We start from the raw sequence: 18,621 nt of genomic DNA, 5'->3' as shown, positions 1-18,621 counted from the left end.
ACGATGGGCAGGTGCCACACTGGCCGTGTCAGAGGGGCGTAGCTCAGCCCGGTCAGAGCAGCGGACTCCAAACCCGCGCGCCGCAGGTTCAAATCCTGCCGCCCCTGCCAGTCGCACCTCCTGGAGCGCCGAGAACGGGTCATGATGCGCTCCTGTGGGCGGCCGGCGAGGCAGAAACCTCTCCGAGAGACGGCGTCTCATGCGAGGGCCGAGCCGACCACCCACCGAGGTGTTCAATCTGTCTCGGAGAGCAGCGGTGTCCTGGCCGTTCGGCGCCAGTAGGGCGGTGCGGCCGAGAGATCGCGCAATGCGTTGGTCACGCAGTGAATCTCTCCTCCCACGGTGCCGACGGCATGGGCGTAGTCCCAGTCCTCCACCCAGGCGACCCGGGTGCCGATGGCCGACAGCGCTGTTTCGGTGGCGCGTTCGAAGACGTCCCGGCCGTCGTGGCCGGCGTGGGAGTGGGGGGCCGGAGCGAGGTAGGTGCGGGTACCCGTGGCGACCCCGTTGGCGATGGCGGGCAGGCGGTTGGCGACGATGTCCTGGCGGGGATAGCCGGGGACCTCGAGACGGGTGAAGATCGCCGGTACACGCACGATGTCCTGTTGATGCAGGCCGAGTTGGCCGGTCAGCAGGTCCAGTGCCCGGTCGATGCCGGCCGTGGCCAGACGGTTGCCCTCGAGGACGGACTTTTCACGGAGCAGGCCGCTCGCCCCGGCCTTGCGCAGGAGGTCCGCGCCCAGGGCCGGGTCGGCGACGACGGCGGCCCAGCCGCGTTCGGTGTCGGCGGGGACGAACGACAGGAACTCGTCGATGTGCCCGACGGCCAGCCAGCTGGTGTCGACCGCCAGCGGTGACTGTTCTCGCTGAGCCTGAAGCAGCCGGGTGAAGGTCGGATCCGGGGCGGCCTGTCCCCCGTCGGATCCGTACAGCACCCGTCCCGCGGGGAAACGTTTGTCGGGCGGCGCGACCAGGAAGTTTCCGGTGGAGCTGAACGAGCCCCACAACGTGCTGCGTTCGCTGTCGCCGACCCGGCCGGTGTCGTACTGCTGCACGGCGGCGGTGCCCGGGCCGCGCAGTACGGTGAACGCGGAGCGTCCGGCGTCGCGCAGCGGGAAGGCGCGAGTGCTGCCCTCGGGCATCACATCGCTCGAGCGCAGCAGCACCCGCGTGCGGCGCGGTGTGCCGGCGGGGCCGGGGACCTCGAAGTAACCGGTGATGAACTGGTCGCGCATCCAGCGGTCGCCGCCGGTCGGATACTCCAGCAGGCGGTCGTTCAGCCCGGCCTCGGCCAGGGCCGCGCGGAGCCGGCCGCGGAAGGTCTTCTCGCCCTTCTCGACCGGGCGGGCGGGGACGTCGGGGTCGTGGCCGTGGCGCTCGGCGCTCTCCGGCGTGGTGCTGTTGTCGCTGATCACCATGCGGTCGATGGGCAGCAGGTCATGGGTGAGGATCAGTGGCGCGACCCGGAGCCGCGCCGTGTCGCGGGTGGCGCGGCCACCGTCGACGACCTCGAGGGTGACGTCGATCAGGCCGTCGAAGACCTTCGGGTCGCGCACGAGGTCGCGGGCTTCCAGCGCCAGATCGACACCGGAGCGCAGTTCGTCGGCGGTGAGCCGGGCGTCCGTTCCGAGCGGCGTGGGTAGTCCGCCCTCGTGCCGTCGGAACAGGCGGGTGTAAGGGGCGGCCGTGCGATTCACGCTGATCCTGCCGTACGCTCCAGGGCCCAGATTCGGCAGGGCGGCCAGCCGCAGCGGAGCCAGGTCGAGGGCGTCGCGGGCGCCGTTGACCTGCTCGTCGGCCGCGTCGTTGCACGCGGCCAGGGCGTCGTCGCCGAGCCGGGAGCCGTTGTCCCCGAGGGTTGGGCAACGGTCGGCGCTGTCATCCAGGTTGGGCATGACCAGCGCGCCCCGGCCGTCGCTCCAACTGCCGCGGCCCGGGATGTCGGCGTCGGAGAGCCGACCGTCACGGTTGGTGTCGGCGATCAGGGTGACGGCGTGGGGTGCGGCGTTGGCGCTGGGCAGGTGGACGGCGGTACCGGCGAGGGTGACCACGGCGATGGCGGTGGCGCGGAGCGGCCGGGATGCGCTGCGAGTCGAGGCGATGTGCGGCATGGCCCCAGCATTCGAGGCGGACATCGGTTGGCGCATCGGCGCGTTGGCAGATGTTGCGGCCTCGGTCTCCGGTGAGATCTCTGCCATTCGGCAGAGGCGGCCCGACCTGCGGCGTCGATAAGCTGGCCGGATGCGTAGCGCGGAAGTGGCCTGTGGTGTCGCGGCGGGCATCGTGGCCGTCGCGGCGGTCGTCGCGCTCCCTGAGGCCGGACCCCTGATCACTCTGCCCGCCGTGGCGGCCGCCGGCTCGGCGCTGTTGCGACGACCGCGCTGGGGGGCGTGGGCTGCCGTGGTGTCGGTGGCCGCCACGGTGGCCTACCGGGGGCCTGCCGGGAACGAGACCGGGCCATGGTGGCTCGTCGAGACCGCCGGGCTGCTCGCCCTGCTGGTACCGGCCGCACACGCCGCCGAAGGCCGCCGCGGGTGGGCGTTGTGTGTACTGCCCGCGACGGCGGCCGCCGTACTGCCGCTGCGCATCGGGCCGAATCTGGAGCCACCCGCGCAACCGGCCGAGACGGCGGTCATCTGCGGACTGGCCACGATCGCCGCCCTCGCCACCCTACTCGCCGGCCGGTATCTGCGCGCGCTCGACCGGAGGCGGGCCGGCGCGGTGGCGGAGGCCAGGCGGGCCCAACGCCTCGCGCTGGCCCGGGACCTGCACGACTTCGTGGCCCACGAAGTCAGCGGAATGCTCACGCAGGCGCAGATGGGCCAGGTAGTGGCGGCAACGGATACACACCAGGCGGTGGCCACGCTGCGGCGCATCGAGGAAGCGGGACTGCGGGCGATGGAGACCCTGGACCGGACCGTGCGCATGCTCGACGAAGAGACGCATGAAGGTGAGCGCGAGCAGCCCGCCCTGGCGGAGCTGGCCGCAGTGGTGGCACGGTTTCGTGAGGGAAGCGCCGCGCGGGTGGAACTGGACCTCGACCCGCGCATACGCGAGGTGCCGGCGCTGGCCCACCGGATGGTGACGGAGGCCCTGACGAACGTGCGGCGACATGCCCCCGGTGCGACACGGATCCGGGTGGCGGTGCGCCGTACAGGCAGAGCGCTGTCGGTGAGCGTCGTCAACGACGTCCGCGACATCAGCGCGTCCGGAGGTGACTCGCCAGCTGGGCTGCCGGGTGGCGGCAGGGGGCTGGCCGCCCTGCGCGCGCGGCTCGCGGCCGAGGCGGCCACACTCACCGCCGGACCGACGGGGACGGGCGGTTGGCAGACGGCGGCCACGTGGCCCGGCAGCCGCGTCGAAGGGCGGACAGCGCAGTGATCCGGGTACTGATCGCGGACGACCAGGAGTTGGTGCGCCACGGGTTCCGGATGGTCCTCGACGCTCAGCCCGACATGATGGTCGTCGGGGACGTGGCGGACGGAGTGACCGCGGTCGAGGTGGCCCGTCGGCAGCGTCCGGACGTCGTCCTGGCCGACATCCGCATGCCCGGCCTCGACGGCCTCGAAGTGGTCCGCCGTCTCGTGCCGGAAGGCCATCGAGTCGTCGTGGTCACCACATTCGACGACGACAGCTACCTCGGTCCCGCCCTGCGCGACGGAGCCTCCGGTTACCTGCTGAAACGCTCCGGCCCCACGATGATGGTGGAAGCCGTACGGGCGGCGATGGCGGGCGACACCCTGATCAGCCCGTCGCTGACGGTCCGCCTGCTGCGTGGCCTGGCGCCACCGGTCAAAGCGTCCGTGCCCGACCGCTCGTTGCTCACCGCACGGGAGACGGAGGTGGTACGGCTGGTCGCCCAGGGGCTCACCAACGCGGAGATCGGCGCCGCGTTGCATGTCTCGCCAGGCACGGTCAAAACCCACATCGCCGCCGTGCAGCGCAAACTGAACGCCCGCAATCGCGTAGCCGTCGCCGCCTGGGCATGGGCCTCGGGGCTGGCCGACCCCTGTCAACCGTGGGCCGGTCCGGGACGAGCTTGACCCCGTCCCGGCGCCGGGCGGCCGGTCAGGAAGGGGACGGGGAACGAGTGTGGTCCCGCCCGTCCAGCGAGCACGTGTTCAGGAGGGTCGCGGCGTCCGCCCCGGCGGGCAGGCCGACGGTCCGGGAAGAGGGCGGTCGATGGCCTGCGGTGAGCCAGCTCTCGAGCGCCGTGAACGCCGTTCGGTGGCACGGGGTGAGGGGACGGAGCCGGTCCGGGAACATGTCGACCAAGGAGTCGGTGTGGGTGCCGCCCTCGATGCGGTAGTAGCGGTACAGGTGGCCGCGGCCGGCCTCGCGCACCATGCGGGCGTAGACATCGGAGTCCTGGCTGATCGGCAGCAGAACGTCCAGCGTGCCCTGCACGGTGATCAGCGGCCTGCCGATCCGCCCGGTGAGTGCGATTTTCTCCACGGCCTGCCTGACCTCGTCCGGACGCGCCGCGTAGTCGTAGTCGGTGTCGCAGGCCGGAGTCCCCGTCGGGCAGTACGGGGTACCCGCCTCGGCCGCCCCGTCGAAGCCGGGGTCGATTTCCTCGCGGTAGATGCGCTGGGTCAGATCCCAGTAGAACTGATAGTGGTAGGGCCAGAGGAACTCCGACCCGGCCGGGAACCCTGCGGCGTGCATGGCTTCTCGCGCCTGCCGGGCGCCCCCGCCCCCGGCGGCGTACACGGGGTAGTGGCGCAGCGCCTTGGGCAGGAAGTCCAGCAGGGTGGGTCCGTCGGAGCGCCACAAGGTGCCCTCCCAGTCGACTCCCCCGTCGTAGAGTTCGGGGTGGTTCTCCAGCTGCCAGCGCACCAGGTACCCGCCGTTGGACATGCCCGTCACCAGAGTGCGGGACGGCGGGCGGCGGTAGCGCTGGGTGACCGTGGCACGGGCGGCCCGGGTGAGCTGGGTGAGGCGGTCGTTCCATTCGGCGATGGCGTCGCCCGGCGCCTTCCCGTCCCGGTAGAAGGCGGGGCCCGTGTTCCCCTTGTCGGTGGCGGCGTAGGCGTAGCCGCGGGAGAGCACCCAGTCGGCGATGGCCCGGTCGTTGGCGTACTGCTCACGGTTGCCGGGGGTGCCGGCGACCACCAATCCGCCGTTCCAGACGTCGGGCAGGCGGATGACGAACTGGGCGTCGTGCCTCCAGCCGTGGTTGGTGTTGGTGGTGGAGGTGTCGGGGAAGTAGCCGTCGATCTGAACGCCGGGGACCCCGCTGGGGACCGCCAGACGCTCCGGCGTCAGCCCGGCCCAGTCGGCGGGGTCGGTGTGTCCCGAGGCAACCGTGCCCGCGGTCGTCAGCTCATCCAGGCAAGCCGACTGCTGACGCTCGGCACCCGGTACACGTATCTGTGCCAGGTGCGCGCAGTGGGCACCCGGGTTTCCTGGTGCGGCCGTGGCCGCCGCGGGGGTGAGCAGGAGAGCGGCCAGGGCGAGGGCTGTCGGAACACTCCGTCGCCGGATACATGGTGTGGAGCTTGGAGAGAGACGCATCGGTGTGCCTCCGAGAGTGTGCAACGATGCGCGGGAGGCTATGAGGCCCGACGTGCCCGGTACATAGGTCTGCCGACCACCGTCCGTCTCCTCACAGTGGTTCGGAGCTCCACCTCCTGGGCTCATGTTCCTGCGGGTGCCCGAGCGGTACGACTCCGATGCAGCGGCCGTGGTGGTCGAGCAGACGCCCCATGTGCTTGACCGTCCGCAGTACCACCGAGCGGTCGGACACGGTGAGGCGCGGCAGCTTGCCCGACAGGTGGGCCTCGAAGGCGTGCACGTCGCGCAGGTCCCGCAACCAGACATCGATCACCAGGTTGTGCGGGCCGGCCGTGATCGCGCATGAGCGGACCTCCCGCACCTCGGACAGTACCCGGCTCGTCCCCTCCACGTGCTGGCCCGGGACCGATGCGAAGTAGACGGCGGACAGCGGCCACCCCGACAGCGGCCGGGCCAGATCGCAGCGCAGGCTCAGCCGGGACGCCAGCAGAGATTGCAGCCTGCGGCGCACCGTGGTCAGACTCGCGTCGGTCGCCGCCGACAGGTCGCGCAGCGAGGTGCGCCCATCCACACTCAGCAGTTCCAGCAGACGCGCGTCCAGGTCGTCCAGGCGGGCCTCGGCCACGGGCAGGGACCGGCCGGGCCGGGGAACCGCCGCCTCGATGCGCGCGCTCTGGGCCTCGTCCAGACTGCGCAGCCGCCATCGGCTGCCCTCGGTGGGGACGCCGGTGGACACATGTGTGCGCGTCGCCCGTACCCCTGGCGTCCGCTGGAACAGCAGCGTGGTGGTGCGCGCCAGTTCCTCCAGGCTCCTGGCCTGTACGGCGATCACCAGATCGCGACCGCCCGCTGTGATCTTGATGTTCGCCACCGCTGGATCCGTCGCGAGAGCCCGCGCCACGGCCTCGGCGGCGCCCGGCTCGGCGTCCACCTCGACCACGCCGCTCACGACGATCCGCGAGTTCGACAGCCGGGGATAGGCGGTCACCCACGCCAGACCCGCCGCCTCGAGCCGGTGCCAGCGTCGCGCGACGGTCACCGGGTTGACCCCGAGTACCTCGCCGACCAGCGTCCACGGGGCCCTGGGATGGATCTGGAGGGCATGGACGACAGCACGGTCCAGTTCATCGAGCTCCACATCGGCTCCCGCGGCGGCACAATCCTGCACGCCCATGGGTGGCGCTTCTCTGCACCCGTCGAGGAAATCCGACGACAACTCTGCACCGTGACTCCAGGTTTTCTTGCGCATTCCACACTCCCTTCGCCCGTTCCCGATATGGAGGAGTGACCGCGCCCATGACGCATGCCACGACGCAGGAGGCCACCCGAACCGCCCTGCGGGTTCACAACTCCCGGCTCATCGACGGCACCGGTTCGTCCCCTGTGGAAGACGCCGTCGTCACCGTCGACGCCGAAGGCACCATCACCTACGCGGGAGCCGCCGCGACGGCGCCCCCAGCCGACGATGACGACGCTCCGGTTCGCGTCATCGACGCCGGTGGCCGCACCGTACTCCCCGGCTTCTTCGACTGCCACGTCCACCTCGCCTACGCGCAGGGCTCGCCGCCCGGCCGCCGCGCGGAGCTCGACCCGGTGCTGGTCACTCTGGACACCGCCACGCGGCTGCGGCAGACTCTCGACGCCGGCATCACCACCGCACGCGATCTGGGTGGTCTGTCGGCGGGCTACCGCAAGGCCGTCGAGACCGGACGGATCGTGGGTCCGCGGGTGCAGACGGCCGTACGGATCCTCAGCCACACCGGCGGCCACGCCGACCTGCGCCTTCCCGACGGCACCGATCTGACCGCCGGGATGTCCGAGATCGCCGACACCCCCGACGCGGCCCGGATCGCGGTGCGCCGGGTGCTGCGCGAGGGCGCCGACCTGGTGAAGGTCTGCGCCACGGGCGGCATGGGCAGCCCCTATGACGACCCCGACGACGAGGGCCTGCTCGAGGAGGAGATCCGCGCCGTCGTGGACGAAGCACGGCGCCACGGCGGCAGGCCGGTCGCCGCCCACGCCCAGGGCAACGCGGGCATCCTCAACGCGATCCGCGGCGGGGTGACCAGCATCGAGCACGGTTACGGTCTGGACGAGCGGGCGCTGGACATGGCGGGCGAGCGCGGCGTCTTCGTCGTCCCCACGCTCTCCACCGTCTACGCGGGCATCAACAAGCGCACGATGCCCGATTACCACTACCAGAAGAAGACCCGCTGGTCGGGCATCACCAAGGAGAACATCGCCCGGGCCATCGAGTACGGTGCCCGTATCGCGCTCGGCACCGACGCCGCCGTCGGCCCGCACGGAGTGAACCTGATGGAACTCAGCTATCTGGTGGACCTCGGTATGGATCCGATGGCAGCCATCGTCGCCGGTACCCACACCTCCGCCGAACTCCTCGGTGTCGCGGACCGGCTGGGCACCCTCGCCGCCGGCCGCACCGCGGACCTGGTGATCTGCGAGGGCGATCCACTCACGGATATCGGGGTTCTCGGCGATCCCGCCAACATCGTCTGTGTCGTCCAGGACGGCATCGTCCGCAAGGACCTCCCGCTCCTGGCGGCCCCGACCGTGAGGCGGCCCTGATGTCGTCACTGACCGACCTCCGGGCAGCGGACAGCGAGTCTCCCGACGCCGAGCGGCGCGGCCGCCTGGACCGCTTGCTCTCCTTGATCGAGCGGGCGGGCAACGCCCTGCCCAATCCGATCGTCCTGTTCGCCGCGCTCTTCGTGCTCCTGGGCCTGCTCTCCACCGCCCTCGCCCTTGGCGGTGTCTCCGTCGCCGTACCCGGCACCCACGACACCAAGCCGGTCACCGGGCTGTTCACCGGTGACGGAGTGCGCTGGCTGGTGGAGAACCTGATCCCCAACTTCGCGACGTTCCCGCCGATCGGCGCCGTACTGACCCTGATCATGGTGGTCGGGCTCGCGGAGCGGACCGGTCTGCTGGAGACCGTGATGCGGGCCACCCTGGCCCGGGTACCGCGCGCCGTGCTCCCGTACGCGGTGGCGCTCGTCGCCAGCCAGGCACACATGATGAGCGACGTGGGCGCGATCGTGCTTCCGCCCCTGGCGGCCCTGGCCTTCAAGAGCGCCGGACGCCATCCCGTCGCCGGCCTCATCGGCGGCTTCGCCTGTGTCACCGCGGGCTACGCCGCCGGATTCACCGTCGGTTCGCTGGACGCCCTGTACATCGGGATCACCCAGCAGGCGGCCTCGGTGCTTCCGGCCGCCCAGGGGCTGCACATCCATCTGCTCATCAACTACTTCTTCACCGCCTCGACCAGCATCGTGCTCGCCCTGCTCGGCGGATTCCTCATCAGCCGCGTCCTGGAGCCGCGGCTGGGAACGTACGAGTCCGCGGACGGGGCCCCGGCGGAGCAGGTCACCCTCACCCCGGTGCAGCGGCGCGGCCTGCTGGCGACGGCACTCGTCGTCGTCCTCTACCTGGGCGGGGTCCTCGCGCTGTGGCTGCCTCCGGGCGCCCCGCTGCGCGGTGAGGGCGGAGCCTTCGTACCTTCGCCGGTGCTGACCGGTATCGTCCCGGTCCTCTTCGGTGCCTTCCTGCTCGCCGGTCTCACGTACGGCTTCGCGGTCAAGCGGCTCACGAGCACCGAGGACGTGGTCTCCGCCGTGACCGAGTCGGTGAAGACCATGTCCGGCTACATCGTGATGATGTTCGTCGCGGCCCAGGTCATCGCCCTGTTCAACTGGTCCAACGTGGGTGTCCTGCTGGCGGTGAAGGCCGCTGCGCTGTTCGGCTCGGTCGGTGTCACCGGCTTCTGGGCGATCGTCGCCTTCGTCCTGCTGGCTTCCTGTCTCAATCTCTTCATCGTCTCCGGCTCGGCCCTGTGGTCGCTGGTCGGTCCCGTCTTCATCCCGGCGTTCATGCTGATGGGCATGAGCCCGGCGCTCAGCCAGGCGGCCTTCCGGATCGGCGACTCCGCGACCGGTGCCATCACGCCGATGAATCCCTATCTCCTCCTCGTCCTGGCGATGGTGCGTGAGTACGAGCCGGAGGCCAGGCTCGGCACCCTGATCTCCCGGCTCGCGATCTTCGTCGTGCCCTTCCTGGCGGTGTGGCTGCTGATCCTGGGCCTGTTCTACGGGTTCGATCTTCCGCTCGGGCCCGGTGCGCACATCACCCTCCGATGAGTGCCTTACGGCCGGCAGGCCGGCACCGGCGGCGCCGGGGAGACATTCCCGGCGCCGCCCCGTGTCAGCCTTGTGCGACCCAGTCCAGGACGATCGTCGAGAACTCCTGAGGGAGTTGCTCGGGGACGGGCACATGACCGCCGGACAGGACGCGCGTCTCACAGCCGAGCGCCGCGGCGAACCGCTCCAGTGCGGGCATGGAGTAGTGGTCCCCGGCCGCGCAGACCGCGAGCGTGCGCGCCGTGACGTGAGGCAGGCGCTGGTCCATCAGGGAGCGCCGCACCGCCTCGTGCCCCTCCTCCACCCGGTCCAGCACGGTCAGCGCGTCGACCATGAACCGGTTGAGAGCCGCCTCCTCGCCCTCCTGGTAGAAGCCGCGGCGCCGGTTCCACAGCTCAAGCAGGTGCGAGCCGTCGGGCTGGGGAACCACGAGGTCGACGGGGGTGCGCTCGCCCGCCGTACGCCGCTTCTCGTCGTCGATGAAGGGGGTGGCGGAGAGCAGGAGGCTCGCCACTCGGTCCCGGTAGCGGGCCGCGAGTTCCACCGCGATCACGCCGCCCGTGTGATGCCCGACGAGGTGGAAGCGCTCGAGTGCCAGTTCCTCGATCAGCGCGCCGGCGGCGTCGGCGAAACGCTCGACGGTATGCGGGCCCTCGGGCTTCGCGGAGGCGCCGAAGCCCAGGGTGTCCATGGCGATCGCCCGGTGCTCGGCACCGACCAGGGGGAGCACGTCGAGGTACTCGGTCCAGGAGCGAGGGGTCTGGTGGAGCATCAGTACCGGCTCGCCCGTGCCGCATTCGACGTAGTGCAACTGCCCGAAGGGGCTGGTCACATAGGACTTGCGCAGCGGGTTCCTCATCTGTGGCCTGCCTTCGCTTCGGTGGGGAGGGGGAGAGCCGGGAGCACGGCGGAACCGACGGCCTCGATGAGTTCGGCGGGCGGGTCGTAGGAGCCGACGTGCTGGAGGAACACCCCGGTGACGCCGGAGGCGTGGAGTGCGCTCAGCCGCTCGGCGATCCGCTCGGCGGTGCCGAACAGGCAGAACTCCTCGGCGAACCGGAGGGCCGCCTCGTCGCTGATCCATGCCGAGCAGATCTCGACCGCCGCGTCCCAGTCCTCCGCGTGCACGAGGTCGGGGTAGACGCCCTCGACCGTCGCGGGCACCTGGACGTCGATCCCCGCGAGGGCGAGGAAGGGCGCCCCGCCGTTCTGGGCGATCGACGCGCAGATGGGCTTGATCTGCCGGGCCTCCGCCTCGACGTCGTCGGTCACCGCGCAGAAGGCGGAGACGGTCAGCGGTATGCGCCTCGCGTCCCGGCCCGCCGCTTCCGCGCCTTCGCGTACGCGGGCGGTCGCGCCCTGGAGGGTCCTCGGCGAGACGCCGCTGAGGAGGATCACGCCGTCGGCGATCTCCCCGGCGAGCCGGAGGTTCTTCGGCCCGCTCGCGGCCAGGTGCAGGGGCACGTCCGGCCGGGGGTCGCGCAGTCGGGAGCGGACCTTGCCCGCGTGGCCGTCGAAGTCCCATTCCTCGCCGTCGAGCAGGGCCCGCAGCATGGTGAGTCCGTCGCGCATCCCCGCCGAGGTGGTCTGGCGCAGTCCGACGGGTCCGACGGAGCTGTTGCCCACGCCGAGTCCGAGGGTGAAACGGCCGGGTGCGAGTTCGGCGACGGTGCGCGCGGCGGAGGCGACCACGGCCGGGTGCCTGGTCGCCAGGTTGGTGACCGCCGTGCCGAGGCCGATCCGTTCCGTGCCGAGGGCGGCGGCGGTCAGCGTGGCGAACACGTCCCGCCACAGCAGCTGGGAGTCGGGGAACCAGACGTCGTCGAAGCCGAGTTGCTCCGCTCGCCGCGCGGTCCCGACGACGAGGTCCGCCCGGTCGCAGGGCGGGATCCGGACGCCGACCCGCAGCCGGGTTCGTCGCTCGCTCATGCCCGTGTCTCCCCCGCCAGGTCCAGGGCGACGTCCGTGATCAGATCCTCCTGGCCGCCGACCATGCCGCGTCGGCCGACCTCGACGAGGATGGTGCGCGTGTCGAGGCCGTAGCGGGCCGCCGCGGCCTCGGCGTGGCGCAGGAAGCTGGAGTACACGCCCGCGTAGCCAAGGCTGAGGGTCTCCCGGTCGACCCGCACGGGCCGGTCCTGTAGCGGGCGGACCAGGTCGTCGGCGGCGTCCATGAGCGCGAACAGGTCGCAGCCGTGCGGCCGGCCCATCAGCTCGGCGACGGCGACGAAGGCTTCCAGGGGGCAGTTGCCGGCCCCCGCGCCCTGCCCGGCCAGCGAGGCGTCGACGCGGGTGGCGCCGTTCTCGACGGCGACCACGCTGTTGGCCACGCCGAGGCCGAGGTTGTGGTGGGCGTGGATGCCCAGTTCGGTTTCGGCGGACAAGACGTCACGGTAGGCGGTGAAGCGGTCGCGTACCCCGTCCATGGTGAGCCGTCCGCCGGAGTCGGTGACGTACACGCAGTGGGCGCCGTACGACTCCATCAGCTTCGCCTGGCGGGCCAGTTCGGCCGGATCCGCCATGTGGGACATCATCAGGAATCCGGCGACGTCCATGCCCAGCTCGCGGGCGGCGGCGATGTGCTGGGCGGAGATGTCGGCCTCGGTGCAGTGGGTGGCGATGCGCACGGAGCGGATGCCCAGTGCGTGGGCCTGCTTGAGGTCGTGCACCGTGCCGATGCCGGGCAGCAGCAGGGTGGTGGGGATCGCCTGCCGTACGGCGTCGGTGACCGCCTCGATCCACTCCCAGTCGGTGTGGGCGCCGACGCCGTAGGTGATGCTGGAACCGGACAGGCCGTCGCCGTGCGCGATCTCGATGGCGCGCACTCCGGCCACATCGAGCGCGGTGGCGATCGTCCGGGCCTGCTCGACGGTGTAGCGGTGCCGGACGGCGTGCATGCCGTCCCGCAGGGTGACGTCCTGGACGTACAAGGGGGTCACTCGGCTGCCTCCGTGATGTGGTGGGCGGCCAGCCGCTCCGCGGTGCGCAGCGCGGCCGAGGTCATGATGTCGAGGTTTCCGGCGTAGGCCGGGAGGTAGTGGGCGGCGCCCTCGACCTCCAGGAACACCGATACCTTGGTGGCGGAGCCGGTGGGCACGAGCGCCCGCAGGGGATCGTCGTCGGCGATCCGGTCGAACTGCACCTTCTGCTTGAGGCGGTAGCCCGGCACATACGCCTGGACACGCTCCACCATGGCCTCGACGGACGCGGTGACGGCTTCCTCGTCGCACTCCGAGACCAGGCAGTGCACGGTGTCCCGCATGATGAGCGGCGGTTCGGCGGGGTTGAGGACGATGATCGCCTTGCCTCGTGTCGCCCCACCGACCTTCTCGATGGCCGACGCGGTGGTCTCGGTGAACTCGTCGATGTTGGCCCGGGTGCCGGGTCCGGCCGAACGGGAGGCGATGGAGGCGACGATCTCCCCGTAGTGCACGGGTGTCACCTCCGAGACGGCGGAGACGATCGGGATCGTGGCCTGGCCTCCGCAGGTCACCATGTTGAGGTTCGGGCTGTCGAGATGGGCGTCCAGGTTGACCGGCGGGACGACGTAGGGGCCGATGGCGGCCGGGGTGAGGTCGACCACCGTGCGGCCGAGGGCGCGCAGCACCTCGTCGTGGCGGCGGTGGGCGCCCGCCGACGTGGCGTCGAAGACGATCCGTACATCGGCGAACTCGTCCAGTGCGATCAGGCCGTCCACGCCCTCGTGGGTGGTGGTGACCCTCATGCGGCGGGCGCGTGCCAGGCCGTCGGAGGCCGGGTCGATGCCGGCCATCGCGGCCATCTCCAGGCTCTCGGACAGCCGCAGCACCTTGATCATGAGATCGGTGCCGATGTTGCCGGAGCCGATGACGGCGACCTTGGTGGGGATGGTGTCGTTCACGGCCTTTCTCCCTCTGTCTGCTTCGCGAACGTGACCGCGACGCGGCCCAGTTGGCTGATGTGTGCCTCGAACTCGTCGCCGGGGGCGGCCACCGCCATGGGTCCCAGCGCCCCGGTCAGCACGATGTCTCCGGCGCGCAGCGGATCGCCCATCGCGGCGAGTGTCGAGGCGAGCCAGGCCGCGGCGCCCAGCGGGCTGCCCAGGCAGTCGGCGCCGGTTCCTTCGGAGACCGGCTCGCCGCCCCGGGTCATCGTCATCCGTACGCCGCGCGCATCCAGGCCCGTCAGCGGTACGGGGGTGCCGCCGAGGACGAACAGGCCGCTGGAGGCGTTGTCGGCGACGGTGTCGACGATGGTGATGTCCCAGCCGGCGATACGGCTGTCCACGATCTCCAGCGCGGGCAGCGCGAAGTCGGCCGCGCGCAGCACGTCCGCCACCGTGCAGTGGGGGTGCGGGAGTGCGGCGCCGAGGACGAGGGCGACCTCGGCCTCCACCTTGGGCTGAAGCAACCGTCCGGCCGCGATCCGGCCGCCGTCGGGGATCGCCATGTCGGCGAAGAGCGTGCCGAAGTCCGGCTGGTCGACGCCGAGCTGCGCCTGCACGGCGGACGAGGTCAGGCCGATCTTGCGGCCGACGATCCGCCTCCCGGCGGCCACGCCGTGCCGGACGTTCGCCCGCTGCACCGCGTACGCGGCCTTGATGTCGCCGTCGCCGAGGAGGGAACGCACGGGTGGACACGGGGTCAGCGTCCGTGCGGCCTCACGCAGCACGTCGGCCGCCTTCACCACCTCGGGGGCGGTCACCGGGCACCCACCAGAGGGGTGTCGACGCCCACCGGGCCGAGGCCGGTCGCTCCGCCCGGGGTGCCCAGCGGCTCCGTACGGCCGGGCAGGGTGTCTTCGAAGAAGCGGCGGTTGTCGGCACGGGAATCGGGGTCGGCGAGGCGGTCCACGGCGATCGCCTGCTCGGGGCAGGCCGTCTCGCAGGCGCCGCAGTCGATGCACTCGGCCGGGTTGATGTAGAGCTTGCGCTCGCCCTCGTAGATGCAGTCGACCGGGCATTCCTCGACACAGGAACGGTCCATGATGTCGACACAGGCCGGGCCGATGACGTAGGCCATGTCAGTTCTCCTTCTCCGTGGAATGCCCCGGGAACAGGGCGGCGTCCGGGTCGATGGCGGTGGCCGCGTTGTTCACGGCGGTGGCGACCTCGCCGAAGCCGACGGCGATCAGACGCACCTTGCCCGGGTAGTCGGTGATGTCCCCGGCGGCGAAGACGCGGGGCAGGTTGGTGGCCATCCGGGTGTCCACGGCGATCTTCCGCGCCGTGAGCGTCAGGCCCCAGTTCTGGAGCGGGCCGAGGTCGGCGATGAAGCCGAGGGCGGCGACGACGGTCCGTGCCGGCAGCAGCCGGGTGGCCTTCGTGGTGCGGTGCCGGACCTCGACCTGCTCGACGTGCGCGGGGCCGTGCAACGCGCTGACCTCGCAATCGGTGATGATCTCGATGCCCAGGCCGCGGACCTTCGCCACGCTCGCGTGGTGGGCCCGGAACCGCCCGGTGCGGTGGACGAGCTTGACGGACCGGGCGACCGGGGCGAGGGTGGCCGCCCAGTCGAAGGCGCTGTCGCCGCCGCCGACGACCACGACGTCGTGGTCGGTGTGGTCGGCGGGGTCGGGGACGAAGTACACCTGGCCGCGGCCGAGGTAGTCCTCACCCGCCGGGAGCGGCCGGGGGGTGAACGTCCCCACCCCTCCGCTGATCACCACCGCTCCGGCCCGGACCGCGGCCCCCTGGTCGCTCCGGACCACCGGGCGGCCGTCGGGCCCGTGGGACAGTTCGACCGCCCGGTGGCCGAGGAGGTAGCGGGGGGCGTACGGCTCCGCCTGGGCGACCAGGTTGGCGACCAGGTCGCGGCCCCGTACCGCCGGGAACCCGGCGATGTCGAAGATGGGCTTCTCGGGGTACATCGCGCTGATCTGACCTCCGCACTGCGGCAGGACATCCATGACCGCGACGCTCAGCCCGCGGAAACCGGCGTAGTAGGCGCCGTAGAGGCCGACGGGTCCGGCGCCGATGATCAGGATGTCCGTCTCGATCGCGCGCGACTCGTCCGTGCTCGCCGGCACGTCGGAAAGAACACTCATGGTCGGCGAGCGTAGGAGCGGCCCACGGTCTCACCACATGGGTTCGTTCCGGTGAGCAGGACGTCCGGCTCAAGCGTGCGGGGGTGGCGGCGTCGGCGGTCAACGTCGGCGGTTTCGGGTGTCGTACGCGCAGTGGCTGCCGGCCGGCCGGAGCCGGCTCAGGGACAACGAGGAGACCGCCGCCAGGTGAGTACGACCTGCCCGGTGACGCAGGGGGCGCCGTCGCCCTTGAGCACCGCGACGTCGAGCGCCACCAGGACGCCCGCGTCACAGGGCTCGGCCGTGCGCACGGTCGCGGTCCAGGTGAGCTGTTCCTCGGCCACGGCGGTCGCCTGGTTGCGCCAGCTCACCGAGGCGAGGACCGCCCCGGGCCCCGCCCACTGAAGCGCGTACCGACTGAGAGTTTCGCCGTGCAGCGTGGACTGCACGACCACGTCCGGGAAGCCTTCCGAAGCGGCGAACCCGGTGTCGTAGTGGATGCGGTGGGAGTTCCACGACACGGCACTGAACCGGAAGAGTTGCACCCTGCTGTGGGCGTACTCGCGCGGCGGACAGACCTGTCCGGCGACGGGGGCGACCGTCATGCGACGGCCCCTCTGACGATGATCGTCTCGTCCACGGCCATCAGCTCGGCTCCGTCCTGGGCGAGGAAACGGGTGGCGAGGCCGAGCAGCACGAACTCGCCCGAGCGGCCGCGCCGGAGGCCGGCCGAGGTGACCGCCCGGGTGGCGGTGACCCGGGTCCCCGCCACCGGTGCCCGGCACAGCCGGACCGACTGGCCGCCGTGCACCTGGCGCACCGGCATGCCCTGGGTGCAGGGCGACTCGCGGGTGGCCAGCCCGTCCGGGCGCAGCCCGTGCTCCGCCGGGCCGTCCTCCCAGCTCAGCATGGAGGCGAGGAACAGGGCGGGAGCGACGACGGCCTCTCCCGCCGCCTCCTGCGCGCGGGCGGTGCGGATGTAGTCGACGTCGTTGAGGGCGGCGGCGTACCGGCAGAAGTCCTTCACACCGAGAACACCGCAGTCCTCGCTCTCCCACTGCCCGATCAGCTTCCGCGCGCGGGACAGCACCTCCTGAAGAACCTCGCTCACCGCAGCGACCTGCCGATGCCGAGGGCCGCGGTGCGCAGGGCGGCGGCGTGTTTGGAAGGATCCATCCGATACGTGGGTGCGGTGATGGAGAGCGCGCCCACGAGGCTGCCGTGAGCGCCGAGAACCGGCACGGCCATGCTCGCGTAGCCCAGGCGGATCTCCTCCGCCTCGACCGCGATGCCCTCTTCACGGATCCGCTCCAGCTGGGCCCGCAGCCGCCCGGGCAGGGTGACCGTGTGGCGGGTGAGGGGTTTCAGCCCGTTCCTGACCACCTCGGCGAAGAGGGTGTCCGGAGAGAAGGCCAGGATCGCCTTGCCGGTGGCCGTGCAGTACAGCGGCCGCCGCCCCGCCACCCGGGTCTCCTCGCTGAGGCCGCGGTGCGGGAAGATCTTCTCCAGGTACACGACGTCGAGACTGTCGTGGATGGCGAAGTGGATGGTCTCCTGCGTGGCCAGCAGCAGGTCCTCCATGTACGGCTGGGCCACATCGCGCAGGATCCGCTGCCGGTGCACGCGCTGGCCGATCTCGAACAGGCGCAGCCCGAGCCGGTAGTCGCAGCCCGCTCTTTCCAGGAGCCCCCAGACGACGAGCTCCTGGGCGAGCCGGTGCACCGTGGCCTTGGCCACTCCGGTCCGGCGCACCAGTTCGGCGAGGGAGAGTGTGTCGTCCTCCGCCGTGAACGCCTCCAGGATGGGCCTGACCTTGCCCAGGACCGAGTTCATCGGGTCGGGAACGGGGGCCGCGTCCCGGGGCAGGGACGCGATACGTGGGGACCCACTGTGCGCGGACGCGACGGCCTCGGTGCCGACACGGCCGACCGTGGTGACGGCCATGGGAAAACCTCCGGTCAATCCGTTACGTTCAGCAGAACACGGCTTGGCTGATTCTGATCCCTTCAAGAAACCATGGGTGCCTCGATCAGGCCATATGTGGAGTTGTAAATTCCGGGACAACCGCCACGCCGGGCCCACGGCGGGTTCAGGAAGCCGAGGCCAGGAACGCCAGACTCAGCGGGTTGTACAGGTCCGCCTTCTCATGCTGTGGCCAGTGCCCGCACTCGCTGAAGACCTCCAGGCGGGCGCCGGGGATCGCGGCGGCGATGGCCTCGGCCTCCGGGACGTCGCCGAGGGGGTTCTTGTTGCCCCAGACCACCAGGGTCGGCGCCTTGATCCTGGCCATGCGGTCCGGCCGCAGCAGGTTCCGTTCGCGTGCCTCGACTTCCTGGAGGGCCAGCAGGTTGTGCAGGTTCCGCTGGAAGTCGGGGTGGTGGTAGATCTCGTAACGGACCTGCGTCAGCTCCTCCCCGAGGTCCTCGTCCCACCCGGCCCACAACAGGCGCAGCCGCTCCCGGGTGTGGGAGATGTCGTCCTTGAGGGCGGCGTCACGGGTGGAGGATTTCAGCCGCTCCATCACCTTGGGGTTGATCTTCGTTCCGCCCATGCACAGCAGTTGGAGCGAGGCCACCCGGTCCGGGTACTCGCTCGCCGCCCAGGACGACACCCAGCCGCCCAGCGACTCACCGACCAGGTGCGCCCGCTCGGCGCCCACCGCGTCGAGGTACGCCATCAGGTGATCGACGTACGCAGGAATCTCGCCGGGACGGTCCGGCTTGCCCGTGTAGCCGTGACCGAGCATGTCGATGGCGTGGCAGCGATAGCACTCGGCATGCGCCGGGATGTTCCGGACGAAGGCCTCCAGGTGGCCCGTCGTGCCGTGCAGAAACACGACGTGCTCGCCGTCCTCGGGACCGGCTTGCAGGGCGCGGGTCGTGACGTCACCGGTTTCGACGTAGGCGTGCCGGTAGTCGATACCCGACAGTTCGGTCCAGATGCTCAT

General features: G+C 71.2%; 18 protein-coding genes and 1 tRNA gene. 5 read left to right on the top strand and 14 right to left on the bottom strand.

The features are described 5' to 3' along the window. Positions 1–32: 32 nt before the first annotated feature. Positions 33–110: transfer RNA gene (locus tag ABTY62_RS42810), tRNA-Trp, on the top strand. 123 nt (positions 111–233) lie between these two features. On the opposite strand, the gene ABTY62_RS42805 is transcribed toward ABTY62_RS42810, so the two are convergent. Next, entirely contained in the window at positions 234–2,111 is a 1,878-nt protein-coding gene (locus tag ABTY62_RS42805) for a protein-arginine deiminase family protein (RefSeq protein ID WP_352134792.1), read from the bottom strand. 130 nt (positions 2,112–2,241) lie between these two features. Here ABTY62_RS42805 and ABTY62_RS42800 point away from each other — a divergent pair, with 130 nt between their 5' ends. Continuing rightward, a complete protein-coding gene (locus tag ABTY62_RS42800) occupies positions 2,242–3,381 on the top strand; it encodes a sensor histidine kinase (protein ID WP_352134791.1) in 1,140 nt (379 codons plus the stop codon). Next, positions 3,378–4,043, top strand: coding sequence for a response regulator (locus ABTY62_RS42795; RefSeq protein ID WP_352134790.1), 666 nt, complete (start codon positions 3,378–3,380; stop codon positions 4,041–4,043). The genes ABTY62_RS42800 and ABTY62_RS42795 overlap by 4 nt, the downstream gene beginning before the upstream one ends. Positions 4,044–4,068: 25 nt before the next feature. Here ABTY62_RS42795 and ABTY62_RS42790 read toward each other — a convergent pair whose 3' ends face one another. Both ABTY62_RS42790 and ABTY62_RS42785 read right to left on the bottom strand, forming a co-directional pair. Then, the gene (locus tag ABTY62_RS42790; protein WP_352134789.1) at positions 4,069–5,517 is read right to left on the bottom strand and encodes a 3-hydroxybutyrate oligomer hydrolase family protein; all 1,449 of its coding nucleotides are present in this window, start codon (positions 5,515–5,517) and stop codon (positions 4,069–4,071) included. A 91-nt stretch (positions 5,518–5,608) separates the two neighbouring features. Then, positions 5,609–6,691: an Lrp/AsnC family transcriptional regulator gene (locus ABTY62_RS42785; RefSeq protein ID WP_352134788.1), complete on the bottom strand. Its 1,083-nt coding sequence runs from the start codon at positions 6,689–6,691 to the stop codon at positions 5,609–5,611. A 122-nt stretch (positions 6,692–6,813) separates the two neighbouring features. On the opposite strand from ABTY62_RS42785, the gene ABTY62_RS42780 reads away from it, so the two are divergent. Next, the gene (locus ABTY62_RS42780) at positions 6,814–8,103 is read left to right on the top strand and encodes a metal-dependent hydrolase family protein (RefSeq protein WP_352134787.1); all 1,290 of its coding nucleotides are present in this window, start codon (positions 6,814–6,816) and stop codon (positions 8,101–8,103) included. Further along, positions 8,103–9,671: an AbgT family transporter gene (locus ABTY62_RS42775; RefSeq protein ID WP_352134786.1), complete on the top strand. Its 1,569-nt coding sequence runs from the start codon at positions 8,103–8,105 to the stop codon at positions 9,669–9,671. The genes ABTY62_RS42780 and ABTY62_RS42775 overlap by 1 nt, the downstream gene beginning before the upstream one ends. 64 nt (positions 9,672–9,735) lie before the next feature. Here ABTY62_RS42775 and ABTY62_RS42770 read toward each other — a convergent pair whose 3' ends face one another. The 11 genes from ABTY62_RS42770 to ABTY62_RS42720 all read right to left on the bottom strand — a co-directional run bounded on the left by ABTY62_RS42770 (position 9,736) and on the right by ABTY62_RS42720 (position 18,621). Continuing rightward, a complete protein-coding gene (locus ABTY62_RS42770) occupies positions 9,736–10,530 on the bottom strand; it encodes an alpha/beta fold hydrolase (RefSeq protein WP_352134785.1) in 795 nt (264 codons plus the stop codon). Next, positions 10,527–11,600 (bottom strand): LLM class flavin-dependent oxidoreductase, encoded by a 1,074-nt coding sequence (locus tag ABTY62_RS42765; protein WP_352134784.1) that lies wholly within the window; start codon positions 11,598–11,600, stop codon positions 10,527–10,529. The genes ABTY62_RS42770 and ABTY62_RS42765 overlap by 4 nt, the downstream gene beginning before the upstream one ends. Further along, entirely contained in the window at positions 11,597–12,610 is a 1,014-nt protein-coding gene (dmpG, locus tag ABTY62_RS42760; RefSeq protein WP_352134783.1) for a 4-hydroxy-2-oxovalerate aldolase, read from the bottom strand. The genes ABTY62_RS42765 and dmpG overlap by 4 nt, the downstream gene beginning before the upstream one ends. Next, the gene (locus ABTY62_RS42755; RefSeq protein WP_352134813.1) at positions 12,607–13,539 is read right to left on the bottom strand and encodes an acetaldehyde dehydrogenase (acetylating); all 933 of its coding nucleotides are present in this window, start codon (positions 13,537–13,539) and stop codon (positions 12,607–12,609) included. The genes dmpG and ABTY62_RS42755 overlap by 4 nt, the downstream gene beginning before the upstream one ends. Positions 13,540–13,547: 8 nt before the next feature. Then, positions 13,548–14,354: a 2-keto-4-pentenoate hydratase gene (locus ABTY62_RS42750; RefSeq protein WP_352134782.1), complete on the bottom strand. Its 807-nt coding sequence runs from the start codon at positions 14,352–14,354 to the stop codon at positions 13,548–13,550. After that, entirely contained in the window at positions 14,351–14,671 is a 321-nt protein-coding gene (gene fdxA / locus ABTY62_RS42745; protein WP_352134781.1) for a ferredoxin, read from the bottom strand. Before fdxA ends, ABTY62_RS42750 begins: the two co-directional genes overlap by 4 nt. A gap of 1 nt (position 14,672) precedes the next feature. Beyond that, entirely contained in the window at positions 14,673–15,695 is a 1,023-nt protein-coding gene (locus tag ABTY62_RS42740) for an NAD(P)/FAD-dependent oxidoreductase (RefSeq protein WP_352134780.1), read from the bottom strand. 158 nt (positions 15,696–15,853) lie between these two features. Next, the gene (locus ABTY62_RS42735) at positions 15,854–16,279 is read right to left on the bottom strand and encodes a hotdog family protein (protein ID WP_352134779.1); all 426 of its coding nucleotides are present in this window, start codon (positions 16,277–16,279) and stop codon (positions 15,854–15,856) included. Next, on the bottom strand, positions 16,276–16,785 hold the full coding sequence (locus ABTY62_RS42730) for a hypothetical protein (protein ID WP_352134778.1): 510 nt from the start codon (positions 16,783–16,785) through the stop codon (positions 16,276–16,278). Before ABTY62_RS42730 ends, ABTY62_RS42735 begins: the two co-directional genes overlap by 4 nt. Continuing rightward, on the bottom strand, positions 16,782–17,618 hold the full coding sequence (locus tag ABTY62_RS42725; protein WP_352134777.1) for an IclR family transcriptional regulator: 837 nt from the start codon (positions 17,616–17,618) through the stop codon (positions 16,782–16,784). The genes ABTY62_RS42730 and ABTY62_RS42725 overlap by 4 nt, the downstream gene beginning before the upstream one ends. A gap of 145 nt (positions 17,619–17,763) precedes the next feature. Continuing rightward, positions 17,764–18,621, bottom strand: coding sequence for an alpha/beta fold hydrolase (locus ABTY62_RS42720; RefSeq protein ID WP_352134776.1), 858 nt, complete (start codon positions 18,619–18,621; stop codon positions 17,764–17,766).

The sequence above is a fragment of the Streptomyces sp. NPDC097640 genome (assembly GCF_040302705.1).
Taxonomy (GTDB): Bacteria; Actinomycetota; Actinomycetes; order Streptomycetales; family Streptomycetaceae; genus Streptomyces.
This window is presented reverse-complemented; position numbering and strand designations above follow the sequence as displayed.

Coding starts and splice junctions, on each gene's coding strand:
- ABTY62_RS42805 (WP_352134792.1), bottom strand. CDS start 2,111: ATGCCGCACATCGCCTCGACTCGCAGCGCATCCCGGCCGCTCCGCGCC.
- ABTY62_RS42800 (WP_352134791.1), top strand. CDS start 2,242: ATGCGTAGCGCGGAAGTGGCCTGTGGTGTCGCGGCGGGCATCGTGGCC.
- ABTY62_RS42790 (WP_352134789.1), bottom strand. CDS start 5,517: ATGCGTCTCTCTCCAAGCTCCACACCATGTATCCGGCGACGGAGTGTT.
- ABTY62_RS42785 (WP_352134788.1), bottom strand. CDS start 6,691: ATGGGCGTGCAGGATTGTGCCGCCGCGGGAGCCGATGTGGAGCTCGAT.
- ABTY62_RS42780 (WP_352134787.1), top strand. CDS start 6,814: ATGACGCATGCCACGACGCAGGAGGCCACCCGAACCGCCCTGCGGGTT.
- ABTY62_RS42775 (WP_352134786.1), top strand. CDS start 8,103: ATGTCGTCACTGACCGACCTCCGGGCAGCGGACAGCGAGTCTCCCGAC.
- ABTY62_RS42770 (WP_352134785.1), bottom strand. CDS start 10,530: ATGAGGAACCCGCTGCGCAAGTCCTATGTGACCAGCCCCTTCGGGCAG.
- ABTY62_RS42765 (WP_352134784.1), bottom strand. CDS start 11,600: ATGAGCGAGCGACGAACCCGGCTGCGGGTCGGCGTCCGGATCCCGCCC.
- fdxA (WP_352134781.1), bottom strand. CDS start 14,671: ATGGCCTACGTCATCGGCCCGGCCTGTGTCGACATCATGGACCGTTCC.
- ABTY62_RS42740 (WP_352134780.1), bottom strand. CDS start 15,695: ATGAGTGTTCTTTCCGACGTGCCGGCGAGCACGGACGAGTCGCGCGCG.
- ABTY62_RS42735 (WP_352134779.1), bottom strand. CDS start 16,279: ATGACGGTCGCCCCCGTCGCCGGACAGGTCTGTCCGCCGCGCGAGTAC.
- ABTY62_RS42725 (WP_352134777.1), bottom strand. CDS start 17,618: ATGGCCGTCACCACGGTCGGCCGTGTCGGCACCGAGGCCGTCGCGTCC.
- ABTY62_RS42720 (WP_352134776.1), bottom strand. CDS start 18,621: ATGAGCATCTGGACCGAACTGTCGGGTATCGACTACCGGCACGCCTAC.